This window comes from Specibacter sp. BI4, assembly GCF_056680095.1.
This window is the reverse complement of sequence record NZ_CM155265.1, coordinates 3,483,808-3,508,532: the sequence shown is the minus strand read 5'-3', so window position 1 is coordinate 3,508,532 and position 24,725 is coordinate 3,483,808. Positions and strand designations below refer to the sequence as shown.

At 64.2% G+C, this 24,725-nt stretch carries 23 protein-coding genes; 14 read left to right on the top strand and 9 right to left on the bottom strand.

Going from position 1 to position 24,725, the window contains the following annotated elements; all coding sequences use genetic code 11:
* Positions 1 to 20 precede the first annotated feature (20 nt).
* The 3 genes from AC1L6K_RS16065 to AC1L6K_RS16055 form a co-directional block, all read right to left on the bottom strand.
* On the bottom strand, positions 21 to 1,010 hold the full coding sequence (locus AC1L6K_RS16065) for an aminoglycoside phosphotransferase family protein (protein ID WP_480949844.1): 990 nt from the start codon (positions 1,008 to 1,010) through the stop codon (positions 21 to 23).
* Positions 1,011 to 1,075: 65 nt separating this feature from the next.
* Complete coding sequence (locus tag AC1L6K_RS16060) at positions 1,076 to 1,807, bottom strand: VIT1/CCC1 transporter family protein (RefSeq protein ID WP_480949843.1); 732 nt, start codon at positions 1,805 to 1,807, stop codon at positions 1,076 to 1,078.
* Between the two features lie 124 nt (positions 1,808 to 1,931).
* A complete protein-coding gene (locus tag AC1L6K_RS16055) occupies positions 1,932 to 4,034 on the bottom strand; it encodes a DUF4439 domain-containing protein (RefSeq protein WP_480949842.1) in 2,103 nt (700 codons plus the stop codon).
* 168 nt (positions 4,035 to 4,202) lie between these two features.
* On the opposite strand from AC1L6K_RS16055, the gene AC1L6K_RS16050 reads away from it, so the two are divergent.
* The 5 genes from AC1L6K_RS16050 to rbfA all read left to right on the top strand — a co-directional run bounded on the left by AC1L6K_RS16050 (position 4,203) and on the right by rbfA (position 9,874).
* Positions 4,203 to 4,832: a ribosome maturation factor RimP gene (locus AC1L6K_RS16050; RefSeq protein ID WP_480952794.1), complete on the top strand. Its 630-nt coding sequence runs from the start codon at positions 4,203 to 4,205 to the stop codon at positions 4,830 to 4,832.
* A gap of 2 nt (positions 4,833 to 4,834) precedes the next feature.
* Positions 4,835 to 5,806: a transcription termination factor NusA gene (gene nusA, locus AC1L6K_RS16045; protein ID WP_480949841.1), complete on the top strand. Its 972-nt coding sequence runs from the start codon at positions 4,835 to 4,837 to the stop codon at positions 5,804 to 5,806.
* Positions 5,807 to 5,961: 155 nt separating this feature from the next.
* Positions 5,962 to 6,243, top strand: coding sequence for a YlxR family protein (locus AC1L6K_RS16040; RefSeq protein WP_480952793.1), 282 nt, complete (start codon positions 5,962 to 5,964; stop codon positions 6,241 to 6,243).
* Positions 6,244 to 6,419: 176 nt separating this feature from the next.
* Positions 6,420 to 9,320, top strand: coding sequence for a translation initiation factor IF-2 (infB, locus tag AC1L6K_RS16035; RefSeq protein ID WP_480949840.1), 2,901 nt, complete (start codon positions 6,420 to 6,422; stop codon positions 9,318 to 9,320).
* Positions 9,321 to 9,436: 116 nt separating this feature from the next.
* Positions 9,437 to 9,874, top strand: coding sequence for a 30S ribosome-binding factor RbfA (gene rbfA / locus AC1L6K_RS16030; protein ID WP_480949839.1), 438 nt, complete (start codon positions 9,437 to 9,439; stop codon positions 9,872 to 9,874).
* A 100-nt stretch (positions 9,875 to 9,974) separates the two neighbouring features.
* Here rbfA and AC1L6K_RS16025 read toward each other — a convergent pair whose 3' ends face one another.
* The 3 genes from AC1L6K_RS16025 to AC1L6K_RS16015 form a co-directional block, all read right to left on the bottom strand.
* A complete protein-coding gene (locus AC1L6K_RS16025; protein ID WP_480949838.1) occupies positions 9,975 to 10,637 on the bottom strand; it encodes a hypothetical protein in 663 nt (220 codons plus the stop codon).
* Complete coding sequence (locus tag AC1L6K_RS16020) at positions 10,634 to 12,115, bottom strand: WXG100 family type VII secretion target (protein WP_480949837.1); 1,482 nt, start codon at positions 12,113 to 12,115, stop codon at positions 10,634 to 10,636. The genes AC1L6K_RS16025 and AC1L6K_RS16020 overlap by 4 nt, the downstream gene beginning before the upstream one ends.
* Before the next feature lie 83 nt (positions 12,116 to 12,198).
* On the bottom strand, positions 12,199 to 13,020 hold the full coding sequence (locus AC1L6K_RS16015) for a hypothetical protein (RefSeq protein ID WP_480949836.1): 822 nt from the start codon (positions 13,018 to 13,020) through the stop codon (positions 12,199 to 12,201).
* 143 nt (positions 13,021 to 13,163) lie between these two features.
* Here AC1L6K_RS16015 and truB point away from each other — a divergent pair, with 143 nt between their 5' ends.
* From truB to AC1L6K_RS15975, 8 genes are all read left to right on the top strand, one after another.
* Complete coding sequence (truB, locus tag AC1L6K_RS16010) at positions 13,164 to 14,144, top strand: tRNA pseudouridine(55) synthase TruB (protein ID WP_480949835.1); 981 nt, start codon at positions 13,164 to 13,166, stop codon at positions 14,142 to 14,144.
* On the top strand, positions 14,141 to 14,551 hold the full coding sequence (locus AC1L6K_RS16005) for a hypothetical protein (protein ID WP_480949834.1): 411 nt from the start codon (positions 14,141 to 14,143) through the stop codon (positions 14,549 to 14,551). The genes truB and AC1L6K_RS16005 overlap by 4 nt, the downstream gene beginning before the upstream one ends.
* Positions 14,548 to 14,973 (top strand): hypothetical protein, encoded by a 426-nt coding sequence (locus AC1L6K_RS16000; RefSeq protein WP_480949833.1) that lies wholly within the window; start codon positions 14,548 to 14,550, stop codon positions 14,971 to 14,973. The genes AC1L6K_RS16005 and AC1L6K_RS16000 overlap by 4 nt, the downstream gene beginning before the upstream one ends.
* Positions 14,970 to 16,151: a GNAT family N-acetyltransferase gene (locus AC1L6K_RS15995; RefSeq protein ID WP_480949832.1), complete on the top strand. Its 1,182-nt coding sequence runs from the start codon at positions 14,970 to 14,972 to the stop codon at positions 16,149 to 16,151. The genes AC1L6K_RS16000 and AC1L6K_RS15995 overlap by 4 nt, the downstream gene beginning before the upstream one ends.
* Before the next feature lie 62 nt (positions 16,152 to 16,213).
* Complete coding sequence (locus AC1L6K_RS15990; protein ID WP_480949831.1) at positions 16,214 to 17,155, top strand: bifunctional riboflavin kinase/FAD synthetase; 942 nt, start codon at positions 16,214 to 16,216, stop codon at positions 17,153 to 17,155.
* A gap of 202 nt (positions 17,156 to 17,357) precedes the next feature.
* On the top strand, positions 17,358 to 17,627 hold the full coding sequence (gene rpsO / locus AC1L6K_RS15985; protein WP_444529499.1) for a 30S ribosomal protein S15: 270 nt from the start codon (positions 17,358 to 17,360) through the stop codon (positions 17,625 to 17,627).
* A gap of 356 nt (positions 17,628 to 17,983) precedes the next feature.
* Positions 17,984 to 20,224: a polyribonucleotide nucleotidyltransferase gene (locus tag AC1L6K_RS15980; RefSeq protein WP_480949830.1), complete on the top strand. Its 2,241-nt coding sequence runs from the start codon at positions 17,984 to 17,986 to the stop codon at positions 20,222 to 20,224.
* A gap of 3 nt (positions 20,225 to 20,227) precedes the next feature.
* Positions 20,228 to 21,586 carry a M16 family metallopeptidase gene (locus AC1L6K_RS15975; protein WP_480949829.1) on the top strand — a complete coding sequence of 453 codons (1,359 nt, stop codon included), beginning with the start codon at positions 20,228 to 20,230 and terminating at the stop codon, positions 21,584 to 21,586.
* Between the two features lie 90 nt (positions 21,587 to 21,676).
* Here the strand turns inward: AC1L6K_RS15975 and AC1L6K_RS15970 are convergent, their stop codons facing one another.
* Positions 21,677 to 21,958 (bottom strand): hypothetical protein, encoded by a 282-nt coding sequence (locus AC1L6K_RS15970; RefSeq protein ID WP_480949828.1) that lies wholly within the window; start codon positions 21,956 to 21,958, stop codon positions 21,677 to 21,679.
* Between the two features lie 122 nt (positions 21,959 to 22,080).
* Between AC1L6K_RS15970 and AC1L6K_RS15965 the strand changes: the two genes are divergently transcribed.
* The gene (locus AC1L6K_RS15965; protein WP_480949827.1) at positions 22,081 to 23,169 is read left to right on the top strand and encodes a helix-turn-helix transcriptional regulator; all 1,089 of its coding nucleotides are present in this window, start codon (positions 22,081 to 22,083) and stop codon (positions 23,167 to 23,169) included.
* A gap of 26 nt (positions 23,170 to 23,195) precedes the next feature.
* On the opposite strand, the gene AC1L6K_RS15960 is transcribed toward AC1L6K_RS15965, so the two are convergent.
* Positions 23,196 to 23,483 carry a MoaD/ThiS family protein gene (locus AC1L6K_RS15960; RefSeq protein ID WP_480949826.1) on the bottom strand — a complete coding sequence of 96 codons (288 nt, stop codon included), beginning with the start codon at positions 23,481 to 23,483 and terminating at the stop codon, positions 23,196 to 23,198.
* Positions 23,480 to 24,568: a GTP 3',8-cyclase MoaA gene (moaA, locus tag AC1L6K_RS15955; RefSeq protein WP_480952792.1), complete on the bottom strand. Its 1,089-nt coding sequence runs from the start codon at positions 24,566 to 24,568 to the stop codon at positions 23,480 to 23,482. Before moaA ends, AC1L6K_RS15960 begins: the two co-directional genes overlap by 4 nt.
* Positions 24,569 to 24,725 lie beyond the last annotated feature (157 nt).

The window sequence follows — 24,725 nt, the reverse complement described above, 5'->3', positions numbered from 1 at the left end:
GGGTTGGTGCAGGTGCAGTTTCAGTACAGGGTCTTGAGCCCGTGGGCGTCCGGCAGCCCGGGGAGTGTTTTGCCCGCCATGGTGCTTGCCACCCACAGGGAACGCTGGGCGTCGCCACCGCTGCCCGGCTCTTCCAAATACGACAGCGCATTTTCCACTTCCCGCACGACAGACCACTGGACGGCACGGTCTTCGTCGAGTCCGGCGGCCTGCGCCAGCAGCGAAGCACGACGGCGCAGCGCGGCTTCAGTGTTCCGGGCAGGCAGGTCCCGCAGCCGGTTCCACAGGCACGGCGCGAGGGCAAATTCGGCGTCACCCACCTGGGCTTGCGGGTCGATGGCCAGATACGTTTTTGTGCCTGGCCGGGCCAGGATGTTCATGTAGTGCAGGTCGGTGTGGACCAACACATCGGAACCGCTGCTGCGGCGGGCCACGACACCCTGGGTTTGGCAGACCTCCAGTGCGGCCTCAAGCAGCCAGCGCGGGAACGGTTCGGCCAGGTCGCCCCAACGCTGCGGCAGTTCGTCGCAATACCTTTCGGCGGTGGCGGCAATGTGCGGGATCTGCTGCCACTGGCTGCGGCCGTCGGGGCGAATGCCCAAGGCCCTGACGACTGTTCCCCACACGGGGATGGCCTCAGCCATGGGCAACTCCAACAGGGAGCGGCCGTCATCGAGGCGCTCGAGGAGCATGGCCCCGAGATCCGCGTCGCTTGCAAGCAGCCGCACCGTTCCGCTGCCGCCCCAAAGCGTGAGGGCAACAGGTTCCAGCAGCGCCTCCTCGTGGGGGAAGGCAATCTTCAACGCGGCAGCTGTGCCGTCCAAGGCACGCACCGGAAGCACGATGCCGGTATGCCCGTGCCAGGGCAGTCCGCCGGCCGGAAGCTCAGGCGTCAGCTGCCACTGCCCAAGGGCTTGGTGGATGAAGCCGGGCAGGTGGCCCAGCCATGTGCGGCCCGCGAGGGTTTGGCGGTGCCGCAATCGCAGCGGTTCGGGAATCTCGACTCTCATGGACACACCTCAGAGCTTACCGCCGGCACCCGGGCCGGAGGGTTCGCCGTCGTGCGGGCAAAATCCTAGCCGACGAGTCCGCTGGACCCCAGCAGGCTGCCAATGGCGAATGTTGCCACCAGTGCCAGTGCGCCGCCAAGCACTACGCGGGCCGCGGCCCTGGTGCGCGAGCCGCCGCCGATCGTGGCGCCAATCCAGCCGGTGATGCCCAGCGCCAGCAGCACTGCCACGAAGGTGACGGGGACGCGAATGCTTTCGGGGGGCAGGAGAATGGCCAGCAGCGGCAGGATGGCGCCGAGTGTGAAGGCGATGGCCGAGGCGATGCCGGCATGCCAGGGACTGACGACGTCGGCCGCGTCCAAGTTGAGTTCCGCCGAGAGGTGGGCGCCAAGTGCGTCGTGGTCGGTCAGTTCGGTGGCGACCAGGGCGGCCGTGGCGGGGGAGAGGCCCTTGTGTTCGTAGGTACTTGCCAGGCGGGCCAAGCTTTCCTGCGGGGCCCGCTCCAGGTCGAGTTTCTTGCCGGCGATCATGGCCTTTTGGCTGTCGCTCTGGCTGCTCACGGACACGTACTCGCCCAGGGCCATGGAGACGGCGCCGCCGACCAGTGCGGCCATGCCTGCTGTCAGGACGGGCCCGGTTCCATCAGTTGCCCCGGCGACACCGACGGCCACGGCCGCCACTGACACGATTCCGTCATTGGCACCCAGCACCCCTGCCCGCAGCCAGTTCAGCCGCTGGGCGATTTCCCCCGTTGTGGACCGTGCCCGGGCACGGGTCAGCTCTTCTGCTCGCTTCATGATTCAAGCTAAGCACCCGGCTGTTGTTGCTGCCAGCAAGGAAAGGATGTCCTCGCTGAGGCATGCCTGCCCTATGAACCGGTGGCGGCAGAATGAGATTCCGGCGGGGCTGCGGAGGATGGAGCTACGGCGCTGCGGGTCCGGCGGGTGTTGATGCCTCCGGCATCCCCGCCAACGCCGAGGGGGACCCTCCCCAGCTGTCCTGTGCCTGCGCGGAATCGAGCAGCCACGTCACAGCGATCTCGCGGATAACCGTGGTGTTTGCCGGTGGCTGGGTGGCGGCTGCCGCTGCACCCGGAGCTGCGTCTGTTGCGGAATCATCGGGCAGGGCCGTGCTGAGCGCGGCAAGATCGGCATAAACGCCGCTCAATTCGGCTTCCAGGCCGGCCAAGGCGATTGTGGGAGTCGTGGTGAACGCCGGGTCGAGGGTAAATCCTGCCACCGGGGTGGCCAGCGGCAGGCAACGGACGCGAAGCTCGGCGTTGAGCACTTCCAATTTTGCCTGGTGGCGCTGCAACAGCGCTGCTGACTGGCTGAATTGCGGTTCGGCAAACCGGGTGGTGGACACCTGATAGGCGTAGACAGCCTTCTGCTCAGCCAGGGCGGCAGCACGCAGCGCCGCATCGATGCTGGTTCCGGGGCGCGGTTCCAGGGTTGACTTGCATGCTGGTCCGTCGGGGGCCGTGAAATCGATGCGCGCAGGCAGGAACGTTGTTACAGGGGCCGTTCCTCCGTCGGCCTCGCTGAGGTTTTGTCCCAGCAGCAGCTGGCTTGTTCCGGCAGCCGCAAACACCCTGCCCATGGCGTGCTCGGCTGTCAGGGAACTCGTCAGGAGTTCACCGCCACTGGCAGTCAGTGCAAGGGCCAGTTGGGACGCGGTGGCCGGTGCCACGGGGGTTGCCGCCGGCGTGGGCGTTGCGGTGTTTGGCGGCAGGCCGTCGCCCAGCGCAGTTACCTGCACGTCCAAGTCCTTGGCGGCCCGGGCCAGGACGTCCTGAGTTTTGGGGTTGTCGGTGGTGCTGGCCAGCGCTGTGGTTTGGGCCAGAAGCGCAGTGGTTGCGTCCCAGGCTGCCTGCCGGTGCTTTTCGGTTTGCGAGGGGCCAACGGCTACTTCCTCGTTGCCGGTGAGCACGGTTCCCATGCCCACAACCAGGGCAGAAATGACCACCAGGAAGAACAGTCCGCGGATGAAGGCCACGAACCGGTTGCGCGTCCTGACCGGCTTGGCGCGTTTGACGGCAGTGGCTGTGGAATCAGTGGCGCCGGCTTCGCCAGGCTCTGCGGCCGCCGCGTCACCGGACGCCGCACTGCCCTTCGCGCCTGCCGCCGCCTTGCTTTCGCCCGCGGGCAGCGTGGCGGGTGCGCTGTCGCCGGGTTCGACGTCGGAATCGAGCCGTTGTTCTGCCAGCCGCCTTTCGCGCCGCGACAGCGGGGCGATATCGTCGGCGTCTTCTGCGGGCGCGTCGGCTTGTGGTGTTTCCCCAGGCAGCGGCGAGGAGTCCCCGTCGCCAGGTTCATTGGCTGCAGGAGCAGCGTCACCATCCCCTGCCTTGCCTGCCTCACTGTCTGCTGCCTTAGTCTCGCCTTCAGTAACGTCGCCTTCAGCGGTGCCGGCAGTGGGGACTTCGGCTTCGATTGCTGTTTCGTCGGCAACGGCCGGGGCCGCTTCGACAGCGGGCACGTCCGCAGCCGCTTCGGGCGCTGCTTCAGGTGTGACATGCGCAGTCGTTGCAGCGTCGTCCGGCGCTTGCAGCCCGGTCGGGCCCTGAGGCGTTGAATCGTCGGCGGCTGTTGCGGCGTCGTCGCCGCCAACCGACGGCGCATCGCCGGCGCGGTCGGTCGCGGGTGCCGATTTGGCGGTTGCCTCGCCGGCCGATTCATCCTCCGCGGGCACGTCAACCTGGTGCATGGCCTTGGTGGCGGGGGAGGCAGCGTCCTTCTTTTCAGCCTCGGTGTGGCCTACCCCAGCGTTGCCGGCCTCGGTGCTTCCAGCCTCAACGGTTTCAGCCCCTGTGGGGGTGGGAGGCGAGGTGGGAACAATCATGCCGTCGGCGCCTATGACAAGCAGTGCGGGAGCCGTCACAGCAGTCTTGGCCGGCGCCCCTGCGGGAGCTGTCGCACGGCGGGGACCCTTGCGCGGGCTGGTGCCCGCAGGCTTGTCGGCAACTGCAGCGTCGCTGGAGGGGAGGGGCGCTTCTGGCCCGGCCTGGGAATCTGGATTGGTCACAACTGTTGATCATCTCACGAGTGCCCTGTACGGTGCACAATGACCGGCAACTGTCGGCAGAATCGAGCGGCAATGCGTTGATACTCACACCCGATCGGTTCAGCAGCAAGGGTGGAAACTCGGTAGTCTGTATAACTACAACATCATCAATAGGGAGGCGTGCGTTTTATGACGAAGCCGGACAGGTCCAAAATGACCGCACGCTCAGGGAATTCGCCCTCAGCAGTGGACGCCACCGCCGAAGCACAAAGACTGCATGCTTTCCTTGCCCCTACGGTTGCAGCCGCGAACCTGTACCTGGAAGACGTCAAGGTGCACTTCGCAGGAGCCCACCGCACCGTTTCCATCGTTGTTGACCTGCCGGAAGATGAAGCCGGCGGCGTGGGCCTCGACGCGATTTCCTCGATTTCACGGGAACTCTCCGATGCCATGGATTCCGATCCCAACGACGACGGCGCTGCCTACGACCTGGAAATCTCCTCGCCGGGAGCAACCCGACCCCTGACCGAACCCCGCCACTGGCGCCGCGCGTTGGGCCGCATGGCCAAGGTCAACGCCTCGGATCGGGAGAACTTCATGGGACGAATCCTGGCAGTGGAGGAGGACGGCGTGCTCTTCCGGCCGGAACTTCCGGTGAAGAAGGGCATGAAGGCCAAGCAGGGTGAACCTGAAAAGGTTTTGTTTGCGGTGATCCGCCGCGGTGTTGTGGAACTTGAATTTGCTCGTCTGGATGAGGCGGAGCTCGATTTGGAATTTGAACCGACAAGCGGCAACGCGGTCGATGGAGAGGGAAACTGACCATGGATATTGATATGAGCGCGCTTCGCGAGCTGGAGCGCCAACGGGAGATCCCGTTGGATGTTCTGATTCCCACCATTGAGCAGGCCCTGCTGATGGCCTATCACAAGTCGACAGGTGCCCACGATATGGCCCGTGCCGAACTCGACCGCAAGAGCGGCCATGTCACGATTTGGGCGGCAGAGCTTGACGACGACGGCGACGCCATCGGCGAATTCGACGACACCCCGAAGGGCTTTGGCCGCATTGCCGCCAGCACCGCCCGACAGGTCATCCTGCAGCGTCTTCGCGACGCTGAGGATGACGCTGTTGTGGGGGAGTTCCGCGGCAAGGAGGGCGAACTCGTCGCTGGTCAGATCCAGCAGGGCAACAACCCGAACATGATTCAGATTGACCTGGGTGCCGTTGAAGGTGTGCTGCCGCCCAACGAACAGGTTCCCGGCGAGGACTACCGCCACGGCAACCGCATCCGCACATTTGTTGTGGACGTCCACCGCGGACTCAAGGGCCCGTCGATCACGCTGTCACGCTCCCACCCCGGCCTCGTGCGCAAGCTCTTTGAAATGGAAGTTCCCGAGATTGCCGACGGCACGGTGGAAATCGTGGCACTGGCCCGTGAAGCCGGCCACCGCACCAAAATTGCCGTCCAGGCCAACAAGGCAGGCGTCAACGCCAAGGGCTCGTGCATTGGTGAGATGGGATCCCGCGTCCGCGCCGTCATGACCGAACTCCACGATGAAAAGATTGACATCGTCGATTTCAATGAGGACCCGGCAACCTTTATTGCCAACTCACTCTCGCCGTCGAAGGTGATTTCGGTCACCATCATTGACGAGGCCCTGCGCTCCGCGCGTGTCGTTGTGCCTGATTACCAGCTGTCTTTGGCCATTGGCAAGGAAGGCCAGAATGCCAGGCTGGCTGCCAAGCTCACAGGTTGGCGCATCGACATCATCTCCGACGCCGTGGCGGTTTAGGTCTGCGGCGCAGACGCGCGGTAGACTGGGTGGAGCCGGGCCCGAAACTGCCCTGACATCCAAAAATACCCGAAGGTGCAGCACAGTTGGCAAAGAAAGCAGTTGCAGCGCAAGCAGTTGATGCGCACAACGGAACTGCCGTTTCCAACGAAGCTGTGCGGACATGTATTGGATGCAGGAAAGCTGCGGGACGGCTTCGGCTTGTACGGATTGTCCGGACAACCAACGGCTCTGGTGAAACAGTGGCGCTGGTTGATTTACGACGTCGTATGCCTGGCCGGGGAGCATGGCTGCACCCCAGCGAGGAATGCTGGAAGCTTGCGATCAAGCGCCGCGCCATTGGCAGGGCCCTTCCGGGTGCCACCAATGTCAGCGACGTTGAGGCGTTTGCACAGAATGGTTTGCCGCTTCTGGCAGGCCGAGCAGTACGAACCTAATTGTCCCTTTTGTGAAAGCGGGTCAGAAAACCGATGGAAACCCGATGAGTACCCAGCGATGAGTGCCCAAAAATGAGCATCTTTGTGCTCTCTCATACCGCCCATTCCGACGTGGAATGTTGCAGTAAGAATTAAACGGTTCGTACCTGTCCGGTGCGGGCCGAGACAGGAGTAATGTGGCCAAGGCCCGCGTACACGAGCTTGCAAAAGAGCTCGGCATCACCTCAAAAGAAGCAGTAAGCAAACTGCAGGAGTTGGGCGAATTCGTTCGTTCAGCATCCTCAACCATTGAGGCCCCCGTCGTGAAGAAGCTTCGCGACGCTTTCCCCACGGCAGCAAAGCCTGCCGATTCCACTCCCGTTGCAGCAGCGCCTGCGTCGGCAGCAGCACCCAAGGCGAGCACGCCCAAGGCTGCAGCAACCCCGAAGGCGGCCACACCGGCCACCCCCGGCGCTGCTGTTCCCGGCCCCAAGGCTGCGACTCCCGGTGCAAAGCCGGGTGCGAAGGCTGCCCCGGAAGCACCCGCTGCCATTGCACCCGTTGCTGAAACGCCGGCAGCCCCGGCGCCTTCCGCTCCCGCACCTGCTGCTCCGGCACCGGCTGCGAAGGCTGGAACTCCCGGTGCCCCGCGCCCCGGCAACAACCCGTTCGCCACTTCCCAGGGCATGCCGCGTTCAGGCAACCGCTCCGAGCGTGGCGAGAACCGCAACGACAACCGCGGACCCCGTCCGGCCGGTGCAGGTGCTGCGCGTCCAGGGAACAATCCCTTCGCCCCGTCACAGGGCATGCCCCGTCCGGGTGCTCCCCGCAGCGCTGAGGCCGGCACAGGTGGTCCACGTCCGGGCGGCCCCCGTCCCAGTGCAGCTGCCGGTGCAGCCCGTCCGGGCGCACCGCGTCCGGCTGGTGCCCCCGGTGCAGGTGGTCCCCGTCCGGGTGCTCCGCGCCCCGGTGGTGCTGCCCGTCCCACTCCCGGCATGATGCCGAACCGCACCGAGCGCCCTGCTGCGCCCGGCCGCGGCAACGACCGTCCCGGTGCTCCGGGCCGCGGCCGTCCAGGTGCTCCCGGTGCTACGCCGGGCGGCGCGCCAGGCGGTGCTCCCGCCGGTGGTGGCTTTGGCAAGGGCGGCCGCGGTCGCGGTGGCACCCAGGGCGCCTTCGGCAAGGGCGGCGCAGGCCGTGGCAAGCAGCGCAAGTCGAAGCGTGCCAAGCGCCAAGAGCTGGAGCAGATGAGTGCTCCTTCACTTGGTGGCGTGAGCGTTCCCCGCGGCGACGGCAACTCGGTCATCCGGTTGCGCCGTGGTGCTTCCATCTCCGACTTTGCCGACAAGATCGAGGCAAACCCGGCAGCACTTGTGACAGTCCTGTTCCACCTCGGTGAAATGGCGACCGCCACGCAGTCACTGGACGAAGACACCTTCGCCTTGTTGGGCACCGAACTGGGCTACAAGGTCCAGGTCGTTTCCCCCGAGGACGAAGAGCGCGAACTGCTGAGCAGCTTCGACATCGACTTCGACGCCGAGCTTGAAGCTGAAGGCGACGAAGACCTTGAAGTTCGTCCTCCCGTTGTCACCGTCATGGGTCACGTCGACCATGGTAAGACACGCCTGTTGGATGCGATTCGCAAGTCGGACGTTGTTGCCGACGAGCACGGTGGCATCACCCAGCACATCGGTGCCTACCAGATCGTGCACGAGCACGAAGGTACCGAACGCAAGATCACCTTCATTGACACCCCCGGCCACGAGGCGTTCACCGCCATGCGTGCCCGTGGTGCCAAGGTCACCGACATCGCCGTGCTGGTTGTTGCAGCCGACGACGGCGTCATGCCGCAGACCATTGAGGCGCTCAACCACGCCCAGGCCGCCGGTGTGCCGATTGTGGTCGCAGTGAACAAGATCGACAAGGAAGCAGCCAACCCGGAGAAGATCCGTGGCCAGCTGACCGAATACGGTCTGGTTCCCGAAGAATACGGTGGCGACACCATGTTCATTGACGTCTCAGCCCGCAACGGCATCAACATCGAGGAACTCCTCGAAGCTGTGCTGTTGACAGCCGATGCTGCCCTGGACATGCGCGCCAACCCGAACAAGGACGCCCGCGGCATTGCCATCGAAGCCAACCTGGACAAGGGTCGCGGTTCCGTGGCAACTGTCCTGGTTCAGTCAGGTACCTTGCGCGTTGGTGACACGATCGTTGCGGGTACTGCCCACGGCCGTGTTCGTGCCATGTTCGATGAGAACGGTGACGCCATCACCGAGGCTGGACCCTCACGTCCGGTCCAGGTTTTGGGTCTGTCCAACGTTCCCCGAGCAGGTGACACGTTCTTCGTGACCGGTGACGAGCGTACGGCCCGCCAGATCGCTGAAAAGCGTGAAGCGGCAGACCGTAATGCGGCACTGGCCAAGCGTCGCAAGCGCATCAGCCTGGAAGACTTCGATCAGGCCGTTGCTGACGGCAAGGTTGACACTCTTAACCTCATCCTCAAGGGTGACGTTTCCGGTGCCGTTGAGGCCCTGGAAGACTCGTTGCTCAAGATCGATGTTGGCGAAGGCGTGCAGCTGCGCGTTATCCACCGCGGTGTCGGTGCCATCACGCAGAACGACGTCAACCTGGCTACTGTCGACAACGCCATCATCATCGGCTTCAACGTCAAGCCGGCTGAGCGTGTTGCCGAACTGGCTGACCGTGAAGGCGTTGACATGCGCTTCTACTCGGTCATCTACGGCGCCATCGATGACATTGAGCTTGCTCTCAAGGGCATGCTCAAGCCTGAGTACGAGGAAGTTGAACTGGGTACCGCGGAAATCCGCGAAGTATTCCGTTCCTCCAAGTTCGGCAACATCGCCGGTTCCATCGTTCGCTCCGGAACCATCCGCCGTAACTCCAAGGCCCGTGTCCTGCGTGCCGGCAAGATCATCGGTGACAACCTCACCGTTGACTCGCTCAAGCGCTTCAAGGATGACGCAACCGAAGTCCGTACGGACTTCGAGTGTGGTATCGGTTTGGGTTCGTTCAACGACCTGCAGGCCGAGGACATCATCCAGACGTTCGAAATGCGCGAAAAGCCGCGCGTCTAGGCCCTAGGCCCACCAACAAAGCCGGCCGGGCGTCCGCAGGGGCGCCCGGCCGGTTTTGCATTCCCTAAGATGGTTTACGAACCATCGAAAGTCTTCCCATCATTAAGGAGTTCATCATGGCTGATTCAGCCCGCGCGTCCAAACTGGCACAGCGCATCAAGGTCGTGGTGGCCGAGGGCCTTCGCTCAAGGGTCAAGGATCCCCGCGTCGAAGGCATCACTGTCACCGACGCCCGTGTCACGAACGACCTGCAGCACGCCACCATCTACTACACGGTGTTTGGTGACGACACGGCCAAGAGCGAGGCCAAGATTGGCCTGGAACGCGCCAAGGGCGTGCTCCGCGCCGAAGTTGGCAAGAACATCACGGTCCGGCTGACGCCCACCCTCGAATTCATTGCCGACGTAATCCCGGAGAACGCCTCCAACCTGGAAGCGCTCCTGCGCGTGGCCAAGGAACGCGACGCGAAGCTGGCCGAGATTTCTGCCAACGCCGAGTTCGCCGGCGAGGCTGACCCCTACAAGTCAGACGAGGAAGACGCCGAACAGGCGTAACCCCAAGCACGACGGCGGGAGGCCACCTTTTTTGGAAAAGGTGGCCTCCCGCCGTCGTCCGTTCAGCGATGCCGCCACTGCGGGGCGCAGCGAAATTCGATTACCGCTCGAAGTCACCGGTTTCGGCGATGCTTGCCGCCGCCTCTGGCGTGTAGTACTTGTCGTCCAGGCGGATCGAGTAGATCCAGGTCAGGCTTCCCGTGGTGTGGTTTTCGATGGCTTCGACCGAAAACACCGTCCCGGTGCTGTTTCCCAATCCCGGCACCCAGGTTTCCTTGCCGGAGCCATCCTTGAACTCCGGGCCGATGGGAGTGGATCCGTCAAGGGCACGGAATCCCAGTTCCTTCGCCGCACGCTCGATCTCTGGGTTGGCGTCCTGGGCGTCGGGGAAGTTGTAGAAGATGTCTATGTGGTCAACGTTTTCCGGGGGCACGCCGGGACGGACGCGGATGGTGTCCGTGGTCATCTTCACCACGCCATTGGGCGTGGTGATGCTCAGCTGAATCTTTTTGTCGGAATCCGTGGCGATCAGGGTTCCATCCGAACCTTCGGGAAAGCCAAGTGCGGCCATGGACAGGGGGCGTTCGGACACGTCAAGGCTGGCCTGCCCAGTCTTTTTCATGGCCTTGACACCCGCTGCTGTGAACTGTGAATTGCCGTTAACCACTGTGGTGGGCTCCTTGCTTTGTTTGGGGGAGGGAATCATGGAGCAGCCGCCCAGAAGGAATGCGGTGCTCAGGGCTGCAGCCAATATTCGTCTCACGGGGCACCGACAAGATTTCGCATGGGTTTGGGAACCAGGCGGTATTCATCGACACGTTCAGGCATGGGCTTCATCATTTCACCATAGGGGTCGCTTTGCGAGTGCAGCCAGTCCTCATAGGCGCCAAGGGTGTCCTGGTCTATCAGCGCCCACCTGTCCTCCCGCACTGAGATGTTGCCATGGTGGAGATCAACGCCAAGCGGCGGGAACCTGCCGAAGTCCAGATATGGATCAGCGGGCGGGAACTGCTCGTAGTATGATTTGGCGCCCTCAATGCTGGGCTGTCCGACGACTGTCATGACTTCGGTGAACTCGGTTCCCGTCGGACGGTCCCTGATCTTGTCGTAGTCGTCGGCAATGACGAAGTTCTGCTCCCTGTCGGCAATGTTGTAGGACGCCTGGTGCAGGAGCTGCTGCTGTCCGGTGCTGAGGTTGTGGTAGTCCTGTGGATCGGAATACGCCGGCACCGAATCGATGTTTTGCCAGGCCGTTTCCATGTCCTCGGTGACCAGGCCGGCTGCTTGCATGCGTTTAATTTCAGCTATGCCACCTTGCTGAAAAGCATAATGCTGGGAACCAATGTCGGTGAAGATTTGTTTTTGCATGGACAGGAACGACGTCTCGTAATATCCCAGTTCGGCTTCTCCGAGGCTCATCAAGGCCTGCAGTGCCGCGTATCTGCCAGGATCCATCTCGTTCAGGTATTCCGTGGCGTCCTTGCCGCCTTTCGCCATGGTGTGGAGAACGGCCAGGTCCTCGAAGCCGGCAATGAAGGTTGGCCCCACCTGGTTGGCCATCCCAATCCATTCCTCGCGCGGATCGTTCTTGTACAGCTCCGCATAGAACGCGTACACCTTGTAGATGTCTTCGCGGTTGTGGTTGACGCCCTGGGCGGGGTCCCAATGACTGGGATCAATTCCCGCCTGGCGCATGGCCGACTCGGCCCAGTACTGTTCCAGGAAGTCGCCGTAGCCGTTGCGGTGGTGCTTGGGGTCCACTACCTGCAGCCCCCCGGAGTCTGCCAGCGTGTCGAGGATGGACTTGGCGGCATCGGCATTGGCCTGGCTCGCGCGCACCCAGCGCTGAAAATCTTCGGATTGCAGATAGGTGTTGATCTCATCCGGGGTCATGCCCGAGAGTTTGTCGTTCAGGACGCTGCCGGGGGCGGGAGCTGCATCGATCGGGGCGCCGCCGGGGCCCATGTCAGTGGCGGCACTCGCCCCGTCCTGCTCCGCTGCGTTGTCCAGCAGGAGCTTCGCCACCGAGTCGAGTTCCGCGGAAACGGCCCTGATGCTGCGCAGGTGCGATGAGCTCCAGTCCCTGCGGAAGCGGTCGCTGTCCTGTCCATGCCAGCTGATGCCATTGAGCGTGCCGTTCAGGGACATGGCAATGCTGTTCAGGCGCCGGGAGCCGCCAGCCATGTCCTTGGCGAAGGCACGGAGCTGCTCAACATCTGCTCCTTGAAAAGTATCGGACATGCTTCCTCCTATGGGAACCTGCTGTAGACCGAAAAACGGGTGTTCCCGGTGTCAACACCGGCCACACCCGCTCAGGGATTAGGCTACTTGCTCCACACGACGGGGTTGTCGTTGTACTTGTTGTCGTCGTAGTTCTCGTAGTTGTAGTTCGAGTCGTCATAGCTTGCGGAGGCGATCTCATCGCCAGCGGGGGCCAGGAACACACTGCACATTGTTTTGCTTGATCCCACTACGTAGCTGAAGTCGTCGTCTTCGCCTTCGGTCTCAAAGTTCCCGTCCTTGCAGTCGCCGATGCTCCCAAAAACGATGAGCTTTTGGGCCTCGGAACCGTCCTTCAGCTGCCCGCTGATGCGCGGATCGCCGATGCCCGCCGACGGGCGCGACAGTGAGGTCAGGGTGACGTCGGTGAAAACGTAGTAGGGTGTCTGCCCGGCAAATTTGGCGGCATCCTTGAACTCGGCCAGATCTGCTTCGCTGCCGGCGACAATCTTGGTGACCTTGGTCTCGTACGTGGCTTCCTTGTAATCGTCCGAGTCCTTCTCGCCCGAGTTGCTGTGGGTGTAGGCAACCTCACCAAACTTCAGCGTGGTGCCGGGGGCGGTCAGCTCGCCGGTGTCTGCCGGTGCCGGCGCCGCAGACGCCTTGTCAGTTGCTTTGTCGCTTTCTTTGTCGCTTTCCTTGGCTGTTTCCTTCGCGCTGGGGCTGGCTTCGTCGCCGCCGCCACGTTCCTGCGAAGCCTTGGACTCCTGCGGGGCCGGGGATTCCTTCTGCGCAGCCGTGCTTGACGCGACCGGCTTGGCAGCGTCGCCGCCGGGGAGGCATCCGGTGAGTGCCAGCGCAAGTGCTGCGCCGGCGCCCAGTGCAGCAAGTGAGCGTTTGTACGTGATCCGGGACTGGTTGTTCATGATTCTCCATTGGTGGGCGGGGTCGCTGAATTACTCTTTTCAATAGCTTAACCCGGGGTAATGCTTCCTGCGATGGGGACAACTCACCATGTGGGTTCCCCGGCCGCCCCGGACAGGGCCCGGGTGCGGATATACTTCAAAGCGTGCTTTCTGGACTTGTAATCGTAGACAAACCGCAGGGATGGACCAGCCACGATGTGGTCGCCCGGATGCGAAGGCTGGCAGGGACCCGAAAAGTTGGTCACGCCGGCACCCTTGACCCCATGGCAACCGGCGTTCTGGTGGTGGGGATCAACAAGGCCACACGCCTCCTGACGTACATTGTGGGCACCTCCAAGAGCTATGAGGCGACGATCCGCCTTGGCTCCACCACCGTCACCGACGACGCCGAGGGCGAGGTGACCCACACCGAATCCGCCGACGGCGTCACGGATGAAGCCATCGAGGCCGGCATCGCCACGCTGCGCGGCCCCATCGAGCAGGTGCCCAGCAGCGTCAGCGCCATCAAGGTCAACGGCGAGAGGGCCTATGCGCGCGTGCGCTCGGGAGAGGACGTCAAGCTGGCACCCCGGCCTGTCACCATCCACAGCTTTGTTGTGCACGCCATCCGCCGCGGCACCCTGCAGGCCGAGGCGTTGGCGGACCAGAACAAAGACGACGCCGTCACCTACGTGGATGTCGATGTCACCGTGCGCTGTTCCTCGGGAACCTACATCCGGGCGTTGGCGAGGGATCTCGGTGCCGGGCTGGGCGTGGGTGGCCATCTCACGGCACTGCGCCGCAGCAGTGTGGGACCGTACACCCTTGACCAGGCCCGCACCCTCGAGGAACTGGCCGAGGACCTGCAGGTCCTGGACATCGCCGACGCAGCCCGTGCCTTGATGCCTGTGCGGGAACTCAGTGCGGCCGAGGCCGTTGAGCTTTCCTTTGGCCGCCGCATCCCGGCCAGCGCCGACGGCGGGCACACACTTTCCGATCCGTGCGCAGCCTTCGCCCCCGACGGCACGCTTGTGGCCCTGCTGGCCGACGCCGGACGGTACGCAAAGCCGGTCCTGGTGTTCCCGCCGGACCCGGCCCCCGCTACGCCCGCCGCACCCGACACCGCCGGGGAGCCCACCAAGTGACACTTGACGCCTGGTTTGTCATCGGCGCCATCGTGGGCCTGGCCTCGACCATCGTGTGCGTCGTTGCCGCGGTGATGAAGAAGAAACCCAGCGACATCACCTTGCTGGCACTGATCGCCGTCGAACTTTTCGTTGTGGCCTACGCCATTGGCTCAGTTGTCAGGCTGGCCGGCGGGCAGCAGATGGCCGGTGAGGCATGGGAGTTTTGGGGCTACATGTTCACGGCCGCCATGCTCCCCGTTGCTGGGTTCTACTGGGCCATGATGGAACGGACCTACTGGTCCAACTACGTCATGAGCGCCGTGGGCGTCACAGTTGTTGTGATGCTGGCCCGCATGGCCCAAATTTGGTACGGCACGGCCGCCATTCAGGCGTCAGTCCCACTACAACCAGGAATTGGATTATGAGAACCCGCGACACCGCCGCGCAAGAAGCCCCGCACGGACGAACCTCCGGCGCAGGCCGGCTGCTGATCACCGTCTACGCGGTATTTGCCATCTCAGCCACCGCCCGCGCCGGCTTCCAAATTGCCACCCAATTTGCCGAGGCCCCTGTCGCCTACCTGTTGTCAGCCTTCGCCGCTGTCGTGTACATCGTGGCCACGGTGTCGCTGGCCAAGCCGGGCGCCAAATGGGCGCTGACAGCCACCATTGCCATCTGCATCGAGCTTGCCGGGGTGCTCGTCATTGGTGCCCTGAGCGTGTTTGATCCGGCCGCCTTCCCGCACGCCACTGTGTGGAGCATGTTTGGCAAAGGGTACGGCTACATCCCGCTGCTGCTGCCCATCATTGGCCTGATCTGGCTCTACCGCCACAGGGAGGCCAAGTGAGCACGGTGGAACTGACGACGTCGAACCCGACCCTGAGTGATGGCGTCACCACCCTGCGCCGGCTCACAGCCGACGACGCGCAGGCCTTTGCCGCGATCCACCGGGACCCGCTCAACGTGAAGTGGGCGGCGTCGATGGCGGACATGGACGCTGCCCGGGCCGCTGAATTCATCGACGGCTCCATTGCCGCCGGTTGGGACACCGGCAGCAGCCTGCGCTTCGCCATTGTCGAACACGTGGGCGGTGTCGACGAGGTTGTGGGGACCCTGAGCCTGCAGGATGTTTATTCAACGACGTCCGGCGGGTCGGCCGCTGTTGGCATCAAGATGCTGCCTGCCGGGCGCGGGACCGGCTGTGCCCAGCGTGCCATCGAGCTGCTGTGCGGTTACGCCTATGGCAACTTGCGCCTTGAAATCCTGCATTGGCGCTGCACCTCCGGCAACGCTGCCAGCAGCTCCCTTGCCCAGCGCTGCGGCTTTGTGCAGGCCGCCGAAATCCCCGGCTACGGGCACGTCGACGGCCAGGTCGCCGACGGTGTCGTATTCAGCCAAACGGCCCGGCAGTGGGAGGGAAGGGGCCGGGTGCCCCTGGACGTGGCCCCTGTCGTGCCCACCCTGCGTGACGCCGCGGTGGTGCTGCGGGCACTGGCCATGGCGGACGCCGCACAACTGGTGGACAACTGCCGCAACCCCGAATCCGTGCGATGGACAACAGTGCCGTTGAATTACACGATGGACCACGCCGAGTACTTCATCAACACGCTGACCCCGCAGGGCTGGACCACGGGGGAGACCCTGACGTTCGCCGTGGCGGACCCCGCGACGGATGGCCTGCTGGGCACAGTGGACCTGCAGTGCAAAAGCCCGGGTGCTGCCTCCATCGGCATCAACTTTGGCGAGCACGCCCGCGGCACCGGGGCCGCACAGGCCGCCATCCGCCTGCTCCTTGACTACGCCTTCAACCAGCTCAACCTGAGCTATGTGCACTGGCATGCGCTGGTGCCCAACTGGGGCAGCCGCAAACTGGCATGGAAGCTCGGCTTCACGTTTGACGGCGAGATCCGCGGTGACTACAACGACCGCGGCACCCCGGCTGACCGGTGGATCCTCTCCCTGGCTGCAGGCGATGAGCAGCTGCCCTCCCAGCCTTGGCACGGACCGGAGCCTGTCAGCAGGTAATCTTGGAGGGGCCCAGGCGCAGGACACCAGGCGCAAGCTACGACGTAGACGAGGAAAAAGTAGTGCAGATTTGGAACTCATTGGCTGAAGTTCCCCGGAATTTCGGCCCCTGCGTGGTCACATTGGGCAACTTTGACGGGCTGCACCGCGGACACCAGGAAGTTCTGGCCCAGGTGCGCGCCGAGGCGTCAGCCCGCGGCGCCCTGTCCGTGGCGTTGACCTTCGACCCGCACCCGGCGCTCGTCCACCGGCCGGAGTCGGCCCCCGAGCAGATCATGGGCCTCGCCGACAAGCTGGCAGCCATGGCGGGTCTGGGGCTGGACGGCGTCCTGGTCCTGCCCTACACACTGGAATTCGCCCAGCAAACACCCGAGCAGTTCGTGCGCAGCGTGTTTGTTGACACCCTGGGGGCCTGCGTCGTCGTCGTGGGCCACGACGTCAGGTTTGGCCGCGGCAACTCAGGTGACCTCACGACCATGGTGGGCCTGGGTGCGGACCTGGGCTTCGACGTCGTCGTTGTCAATGACGAAGGACACGACCGGCGCTGGTCCTCAACCTGGGTGCGGGAGGCACTGCACAACGGCGACGTCGACATGGCCGCCCAGGTGCTGGGCCGCTCGCACACCATGAGCGGGGAGGTGGTGCACGGCGCTGCCCGCGGGCGGGAACTTGGTTTTCCGACGGCGAACCTGTCACCCGACGCGTGCGGGATCATTCCGGCCGACGGCGTTTACGCCGGCTGGCTGACTGACACGCACGGGCACCGCTGGCCGGCAGCCATCTCCGTGGGCTCGAATCCCACCTTCGTGGGCGTGAGCCGGCAGGTCGAGGCCTATGTGATCGACAGGCCGGAAGAGCCGGTGGAGGCCTTCAACCTGTACGGCCAACACGTGGTGGTGGAGTTTGTGCGCAGGCTGCGCGGGATGGTCGCCTACACGGGGCCCGAAGCGCTCATCGAGCAAATGCACCACGACGTCACGGACAGCCGCAGCATTCTGGGATGAAGCCCGCGGCACCTTGGCATGCAGCTGCTTGGCGGGCGGGAAGTGAGTTCTTTCTCACCCGCTTCGACAGATGCTCTCTCCCTGCACTAAACTGAAAGGTGGAATCCGGCTGCAGTCCGTGGTGGCTGGATTCAACTGTGTTTCGTCAAGAAATTGATTCGGTGCAGTTCTTCATGTTCACGGCACATTCAAGGAGTTACTTGTGGCATTAGACGCCGCTGTAAAGCAAGAAATCATGCAGGCTTTCGCAACCAGCGAAGGCGACACCGGTTCGCCCGAGGTTCAGGTGGCGATGCTCTCACGACGCATCACCGACCTGACCGAGCACCTGAAGATGCACAAGCATGACCACCACACCCGCCGCGGCCTCATGGGCCTGGTTGGTCGCCGTCGTCGTTTGCTTGGGTACCTCAAGGACACCGACATCGCCCGCTACCGTACGCTCATCGAGCGCCTCGGCCTGCGCCGCTAGTCTGTGAACAAGGCGGCTTTCCTCTTGCCGGGACCTAGTGTCCCTGGTGTTGGAAGGCCGCCTTTCACAGTGTAGGAAACTTATATTGTGAGAATTGTGCCGGACGCCTTGGCGCCCGGCACGCACCCCTGCAGGACAAGGGCGCAACCGACGCATTCACGCACTCGTGGTCCTCGGTAGTGGCCTCCGGGAAGAAGCGAACGACGCTTCACGCCCGTGGGCCTCGATCGAAGACCGGGTGTTGTACAGAGAGCCACAGCATGATCCGGTGGTGATCCTGGGAAGAGTGCGCGGTGCCGCTCCTTGGCGGGGGTTCAAAAGATGAACATCTACCAGGAAATGGAGGTGACTCTCTTATGGAGGGTCCCGAGATTCAGTATTCAGAGGCCGTCATTGACAACGGCCGCTACGGCAAGCGCGTCATCCGGTTTGAAACCGGACGCCTTGCCCAGCAGGCAGCAGGTGCTGCCATGGTCTACATCGACGAAGACACCGTATTGCTTTCAGCCACCACGGCCGGCAAGCACCCGCGTGAAGGCTTTGACTTCTTCCCGCTGACAGTTGATGTGGAAGAGCGCATGTACGCCGCCGGCCGCATCCCGGGCAGCTTCTTCCGCCGCGAAGGCCGCCCCTCAACCGAGGCCATCCTGGCCTGCCGCCTGATGGACCGCCCGCTGCGCCCGGCATTCGTCAAGGGCCTGCGCAACGAAGTGCAGGTTGTTGTCACAGTTCTGGCCATCAACCCCGACGTGCTGTACGACGTGGTGGCCATCAACGCCTCCTCCATGTCGACCCAGCTCTCCGGACTGCCGTTCTCCGGCCCGATCGGCGGCGTCCGCGTTGCACTGATCGACGACGGCCAGGGCCCGCAGTGGGTTGCCTTCCCGAAGCACTCCGAGCTGGAAAACGCCGTGTTCAACATGGTTGTTGCCGGCAAGGTTGCCGGTGACGACGTCGCCATCATGATGGTGGAAGCCGAAGCAACCGAGAACTCCTGGAAGCTCATCAAGGAACAGGGCCACCAGGCCCCCACCGAAGAGATCGTTTCAGAGGGCCTGGAAGCTGCCAAGCCGTTCATCAAGGCACTGTGTGAAGCACAGGCCGACCTGGCCGCCCGCGCAGCCAAGCCCACTGTCGAGTTCCCCGTGTTCCTTGACTACCAGGATGACGCCTACGCCGCAGTGGAGAAGGCAGCAGCGACCAAGCTGGCAGCCGTGTTCTCCATCGCCGACAAGCAGGAGCGCGACAACGCCTCCGACGCCTTGAAGGATGAGACAACTGCCGCGTTGGCAGCCGACTTTGCCGGCCGCGAGAAGGAGCTCTCCGCAGCTTTCCGTTCCGTGACCAAGCAGGTCATCCGCCAGCGCATCCTCACCGAGCAGGTTCGCATCGACGGCCGCGGCCTGACGGACATCCGCCAGCTCACAGCTGAAGTTGAGGTCCTGCCCCGCGTGCACGGTTCGGCAATCTTCGAACGCGGCGAGACCCAGATCCTGGGTGTCACCACGTTGAACATGTTGAAGATGGAACAGCAGATCGACTCGCTGAGCCCCGTAACGCGCAAGCGCTACATGCACAACTACAACTTCCCGCCGTACTCCACCGGTGAAACCGGCCGCGTGGGCTCGCCCAAGCGCCGCGAAATCGGCCACGGCGCCCTGGCCGAGCGTGCGATCATGCCCGTTCTGCCCTCGCGTGAGGAATTCCCCTACGCCATCCGCCAGGTCTCCGAGGCATTGAGCTCCAACGGCTCAACGTCGATGGGCTCCGTTTGCGCATCGACCCTGTCGCTGCTCAACGCCGGTGTGCCGTTGAAGGCACCCGTTGCAGGCATCGCCATGGGTCTGGTCTCCGACCAGGTTGACGGCCAGACCCGCTACGCGGCCCTGACCGACATCCTTGGCGCCGAAGATGCTTTCGGCGACATGGACTTCAAGGTTGCCGGTACCTCCGAGTTCGTTACGGCCATCCAGCTGGACACGAAGCTCGACGGCATCCCGGCCTCCGTTTTGGCTGCCGCCCTGAAGCAGGCCCGCGAAGCCCGCCTGCACATCCTGTCGGTCCTGACCAGCGCCATTGACGTCCCGGACGAGCTCTCCGAGTTCGCGCCCCGCGTCATCGCGGTCAAGATCCCCGTTGACAAGATCGGCGAGGTCATTGGGCCGAAGGGCAAGATGATCAACCAGATCCAGGAAGACACCGGCGCTGACATCTCCATTGAAGATGACGGCACGGTCTACATCGGTGCAACGAACGGTCCGTCAGCTGACGCCGCTCGTTCAGCGATCAACGCCATCGCCAACCCCCAGATTCCTGAAATTGGCGAGCGTTACCTGGGCACAGTTGTCAAGACCACCACGTTCGGTGCGTTCATCTCGCTCACACCGGGCAAGGATGGTCTGCTGCACATCTCCGAGCTCCGCAAGCTGGCCAATGGCAAGCGCGTGGACAACGTTGATGACGTAGTTTCCGTCGGCCAGAAGATCCAGGTGGAAATCACCAAGATCGACGACCGCGGCAAGCTCTCCCTCTCGCCGGTTGTTGCCGACGAAGAGAACGCCTCCGAAGAAGCAGTGGCCGAAAGCGCTGCTGAATAATTCATGGCGATCACCCTTTTGCCGCTATTAAGCGCTGCTGACGGCCTGAACGGCAGCGGCTCCACAGTCATTTCGGGCCAGACCGGCGGCGCCGTCGTGCGCCGCTCGGTCCTGCCCGGTGGCGTGCGGGTCCTCACCGAGGCCATGCCCGGACAGCGCAGTGCGACAATCGGGTTCTGGGTTGGTGTTGGCTCTCGGGATGAAACCGAGGGCCAACACGGCTCAACCCATTTCCTTGAGCACCTGCTGTTCAAGGGAACCAAGCGCCGCACGGCGTTGGAAATTGCCTCCGCCTTTGACGAGGTCGGCGGGGAATCCAATGCTGCGACGGCCAAGGAAAGCACCTGCTATTACGCACGCGTGCTGGACACCGACCTGCCCATGGCCATCGACGTCATCGCCGACATGGTCACCTCAGCCGTGATTGACCCGGCCGAGCTGGAGCAGGAACGCGACGTCATCCTGGAGGAAATCGCCATGGACGGCGACGACCCCACTGATGTTGCCCATGAGAATTTTGTTGCGGCCGTTCTCGGCGGCCACGCCCTGGGCCGCCCCATCGGGGGCACACCCGAGGCGATCAAGGCTGTGCCCCGCGAATCCGTGTGGGCGCACTACCAAAAGCACTACCGGCCGGAAACACTTGTCATCACAGCGGCCGGCGGCCTGGACCATGACGAGGTGTGCGGCCAGGTGCTGGAAGCCCTGCGCACCGCCGGCTGGTCCCTGGACGACGGTGTGGCCCCGGCCCCGCGGCGCTCCAGCGAGGCCGTGGAGGTAACAGGAACGTCCGGTCTGCATGTGGTCAAGCGCCAGGTCGAACAAGCCAACATCATCCTGGGCTGCCCGTCACTGCGCGCCACGGATTCACGCCGCTACGTCATGAGCGTGCTGAACTCCGTGCTGGGCGGCGGCATGTCCTCGCGCCTGTTCCAGGAGATCCGCGAAAAGCGCGGACTGGTGTACTCCACCTATTCCTTTGCTTCCTCCTATGCCGACACCGGCTACTTCGGCATGTATGCCGGGTGTGCACCGGCAAAGGTCGGGCAGGTCATCGGCCTGCTGGAAGCTGAACTTGAAAAACTTGCCGAGCACGGCGTCACCGACGACGAGCTGGCCAAGGCCCTGGGGCAGCTGGCCGGCGGCATCGTGTTGGCGCTCGAGGACAGCGGCTCCCGCATGTCACGGCTGGGCCGGGCCGAATTGGTCACGGGCGAATTCCTTGACATCGACGAGTCCCTCGACCGGATCCGCAAGGTCACGGCCGCCGAGGTTCAGGACCTGGCCCGCGATTTGGCCGGCTCGCCGCGCACCATCACGGTTGTCGGCCCGTTTGAGGAATCCGAAACGTTCGGCCTCTAACCACCCGCCTTCTCCAACTGGCCCGCGGTTGTGGTCGCAAAACACGTGTTTTAACGGTGTTTTGCGACCACAACCGCGGGCCAGTTTGTTTTAAGGGAGTTGTTCAACGATCCGTGTTTTCGGACCGCCTGCCAGTGCCGGGGAAACGCTGGGGGTGGACCACACCTGGGCCTTCAACCGGCCCAGGAACTGCTCCGCCTCGCCGGCCGAAACAAAATCCAGGTCAAGGACCACATAGTGGTCCTCACCCACGGGGCGGTACACCCGTTCGGCGACCACCCCCGAGGCCGTCCGCCCCAGCGGATCGGACTTGTAGGCCGCCAACCACATGTCAAAGTCCTTGATGCCGTGTTCAATCTGCAAGGTGTGCATTGCCGTGTCCTTTCGCTGAAACTGATGCTTTGACTTTAGGTCTCCGGGCCGCCCCGCAACATCCCATAAATCTGGGGCGCCGCGGCCACATGCGGGCCGGGCAATGGGCGCATACTTGAGGCATGACGAGCGATTGGGCCCTGCGCCGCTGCCTGGACCGGGTCGAGGCAGCGGGGGATGCCCGCCTGGACAGCCACGCCTACCGCTCCGGCGTGCTGGGTGAGCTGCACGCCGTCGTTGGCCATGATGCCTGGGTCTGGCCGCTGGCGGACCCCGTCACGACAGTTGGTGTTGCGCCGATGGCCCAGGGGCCGTTCACAGGGGAGCTGCCGGCCCTGATCTCCCTGCGGTACCGAACTGCCGTCAACAGGTGGACGGCACTGCCCGTCAATCCGTCGCGGGCGGTGTCCTTGAAGCAGGCGACCGGGGATGAGCCCGGCCGCAGTGCCCTGTGGCCGCTTTTGTCCCGGTATGGGGTGGTGGACGTCCTGTCCGTCGCCTTTGCCGACCGCTGGGGCTTGTGGGGCTGGCTCGAGTTGTGGCGGGGCCGGGGACAGACCGACTTTTCCAGCGCCGAGGCGCAGCGGCTGGACGCCCTGGCAGCGGTCATTGCCACAGGCCTGCGGGCCTGCTCCGCCCGGGAATTTCACAGCGGCGGGCCCGGCGCATCAACTGCCGGCCACCGGCAGGCCGTATTGGTGCTGGCCGACGACCTGTCCATCGTGAGCCAGACCGAATCAGCTGCCCCGTGGCTGGAATTGTTGCAGCGGGCACCCCGCCCGCACCAGGGCGTGCCGGCAGAGGTGCTGAATGTGGCTGCACAATTGTTGGCGGTGGAGTGCGGCGTCGACACCCATCCGGCCCGTTCCCGCGTCCCTGTGGGTGGCGGGGTGTGGGCAGGCGTGTCGGCGGCGAGGATGACGACGGGGGTTGCCGGCGCCGCGGCCCCGATTGCCGTCACCATCCAGGACGCCCTGCCCTCGGAACGGATAGATGTTTTCGAGCGCAGCTTCGCGCTGAGCCCGCGGGAATCCCAGCTGCTGGAGCTCTGCGCGGCGGGCCTGGACACAGCCGCCCTGGCGCACCGCATGGGGATCAGCAGGTACACGATCCAGGATGTTTTCAAGTCAATCTTCGGGAAAACCGGTGTCCAGAGCCGCGGCGCACTGCTGGCACTGTCGCTTGGCCCGCTGGCACCGGCAGGTTCCTGAGCGCTTGGGCCCGCCGCTTGCGGTGCTTACCCTCCGGCGAACGGCGGCAGCACGTCGACGACGTCGCCGGACTTCAGGGCGGCCGTCAGGTCCCGGGTGGAGACCTCGTTGAGCAGGAAGCTGCACCGGGTCAGGATCTCGGCCAGCGGGGGAGTGTGGCCGGAGGCCGACACCGGAAAGCTCGTCACGAGCAGCTCGGACAAGTCAGCCAGCGTGTACGGCCTGGACCCTGCCACGGCGGCGAGGTCAACGCGCTGTTCCTCAACGCCTGTGGCGGCTGCGGCTGCGGCAAAGAAGCGTACGAACATGGTCATCCTCCGATGGCACTCATGCTGCGGTCGGGCTGCACGAAGTCGGCATCGCCCAATCCGGGGTGGCCCATGCCGTGGGCTCGCGGCTTCGCCCACATGGCGTCCTGCCAGCGGGCGGTAACGGCGTCGTCGTCGTTCTTGGTTGTTCCGGCACGCAGCAGGGCGAGCAGGTCGACCTCGGTGCGGGAGAAAAGGCAGCTCATCACCTTGCCTTCGGCGGTGATGCGGGTGCGGCGGCAGTCGGCGCAGAACGGTTCGGTCACGGAGGCGATGATGCCCACGGTGCCCAACAGCTCGGCCGAGCCCGGGCGGCGCACCTCGAAGCGTTCGGCGGGGGCGCCGTCGCGGGCACGCGGATCAGGGGTGAGCTCGAAGTCGGTGCTGAGCAGTGCACGGATTTCGGCGGCCGTGATCATGCCTTCGCGGGTCCAACCGTGGTCGGCATCCAACGGCATTTGTTCGATGAAACGCAGTTCAAAGCCGCGGTCAAGGGACCACTGCAGCAGCTCGGCCGCGTGTCCGTCATTGACGCCGCGCAGCAGGACGGCGTTGATCTTGACCGGTGCCAGGCCGGCGGCTGCGGCGGCCTCGATGCCGGCGAGCACCTGGTCAAGGAAGGGCCGCCGGGTCAGCTGCAGGAAGGCGTCGTGGTGCAGGGTGTCCATGGAGACATTGAGCCGGGTCAGGCCCGCGTCGGCCAGCGCCTGCGCCTTTTTTGCCAGGCCCACACCATTGGTTGTCAGCGAGATGGGCAGCTCGGGATGGTTTTGGCGCAGCGCCGCAATGATGTCAACCAGGTCGGCGCGAACCAGGGGCTCCCCGCCCGTCAGCCGCAGTTCACGCACGCCAAGTGCGTTGACGCCCAGTCCCACCAGCCGGACGATTTCAGCTGCGGTAAGCAGCTTGTCCTTCTTCAGCCATTCCAGGCCGGCCTCCGGCATGCAGTATGTGCAGCGCAAATTGCACTTGTCGGTCAGTGACAACCGCATGTCGGTCGCCACCCGGCCGAATTGGTCCAGCAGTCCGGTGTCTGCCCCGCCCGGGCGCGGCACTCCGGCGACGGAGGGGGCGGGTCGCACCTCCGGCATGCCCAAGGTTACGCGTTTGGTGTCCATGCCCCAACGCTACGCCATTATTGGATTCCCGGCGCCGTTGGCGTGCAAGGTTCGGGTGTGCAGCGACGGAATCCGCCCTAGCGCCCGCCAGCACGGGCGCTCCCCGCGGCACTCGCCTAGGATTGGAAAG